Source organism: Halarchaeum salinum, from assembly GCF_039520965.1.
GTDB classification, from domain to species: domain Archaea; phylum Halobacteriota; class Halobacteria; order Halobacteriales; family Halobacteriaceae; genus Halarchaeum; species Halarchaeum salinum.
In genome coordinates this window covers 1-1568 of record NZ_BAAABL010000036.1, presented here as the reverse complement: position 1 = coordinate 1568, position 1568 = coordinate 1, and the positions used below count along the sequence as shown (strand labels likewise).

At 66.7% G+C, this 1568-nt stretch carries 1 protein-coding gene; it reads right to left on the bottom strand.

From position 1 onward, the window contains the following. Positions 1 to 246: 246 nt before the first annotated feature. Positions 247 to 1257: a 4-hydroxythreonine-4-phosphate dehydrogenase PdxA gene (gene pdxA / locus ABDZ36_RS04645; protein WP_343749218.1), complete on the bottom strand. Its 1011-nt coding sequence runs from the start codon at positions 1255 to 1257 to the stop codon at positions 247 to 249. Between the last annotated feature and the right edge of the window lie 311 nt (positions 1258 to 1568).

Sequence of the window (1568 nt, the reverse complement as noted above, 5' to 3'; positions counted from 1 at the left end):
GTGAGACGCCGTCGATCCCCAGCGGCACGCCGACCGCGCGGCCATCGATTGCCGCGTCCAACGCATCCGTGAAGTCCGCGGGTGTCGTCCGCGTGCAGGCCACGTCAAGGGCGGCGAGCGATGATTCGAACGTCGAGACGGTATCCGTCGACATAGCCACCAGTTCGTAGAGGAAGGTGTTAATTGTTGGTAGTGAGTTGGGGGTGGGGGCGGTCTCAGACGACCGTCGGCGTCCCCCGAACCGAATCACCCTCGTGTTGCCCGGTTCCGGACCGCGGTCGCCGCGACATCGACCGCATCGACCATGCTCTTCGGGGAGGCGACGCCCTCGCCCGCAATGTCGAATGCGGTGCCGTGGTCGACGCTCGTCCGCACGAGTGGCAGGCCAACCGTCATATTGACGCCGCTAACCTCGCCGCCCGAGCTGAAGCCGAGCATCTTTATCGGGATGTGGCCCTCGTCGTGGTACATGGAGACGACGCAGTCGAACTCGCCGCGCGCTGCCCGGACGTAGACTGTGTCCGGGGATTCCGGGCCAGTTGCGTCGATCCCTTCGTCAGTCGCCCCCTCGACTGCGGGTGCGATTTCCGCCTCGTCCTCGTCACCGAGCAGACCGCCGTCGCTCGCGTGCGGGTTCAGCCCCGCGACCGCGATAGCGGGGTCGACGATCCCGAGGTCCCGGAGCCCGTCGCGGGTGACACGGATCGTGTCACGGACGTTCTCGGTCGTCACGAGGTCGCAGGCCTCGCGGAGCGGAACGTGCGTCGAGACGTGGGTGACCCGGAGGTCGTCCTCCACGAGCATCATGGAGTAGTTCTCGACCCCCGTCCGCTCGGCGAGCAGGCCCGTGTGGCCGGCGTGCTCCGCACCGGCCATGCGGGTCGCTTGCTTGTTGATCGGCGCAGTGACGATCCCGTCCACCGTGTCCGCGAGCGCGAGGTCGATCGCTCGCTCGACGTATTCGAGGCTCGCCACACCGAACTCCTCGCGAAGTGCCCCCCACTCGTGGTCGTCGACGTTGTCACAGTCGAGCACGTCGAGCGTCCCCAGCTCGTAACTAGCGTCGGCGGCGTCGGCCACCGCACGTACCGAGAGGTCGACGTCGAGGTCGGCAGCTGCCTCGCGCACCACACCCGCGTCACCAACGACGAGGAGGTCCGCGTCCTCACGCGCGTCCGTGAACGCCTTGACGATCACTTCCGCCCCGATACCGGCCGGATCGCCCATTGTCAGGGCGAGTCTGGGCTTTCGATCCATACGCCGACGTCACGAGCCGGCCGCTTCACTGTTTCCCACGGACGCGGCCGGTCGGACAACACGACTCGCCCACGCCACGGTAGGCGCTCACGCTCCAGTGCAGGCATACGAGTCCGTCCGGGAGGACTGAACTGACTCTGCTCGTGCGTCCGCGCCGGCGGCTCGCCTCGGCGAGCGATCCGCGGGAGATACGTCGTCGACGGTCAAGGGGGATCGGGACGTGACGTAGCTGTGATAGCCTCCCACGACTAACGTCCTGTCTCTTACCCACAACTCCTATCGCTGTAGTTCGCCGAGAAAGAGGCCAAGAT

What these genes read in the sequence shown, in the direction of transcription:
- pdxA (WP_343749218.1), bottom strand. Translation starts at nt 1,257, where the DNA reads ATGGATCGAAAGCCCAGACTCGCCCTGACAATGGGCGATCCGGCCGGT.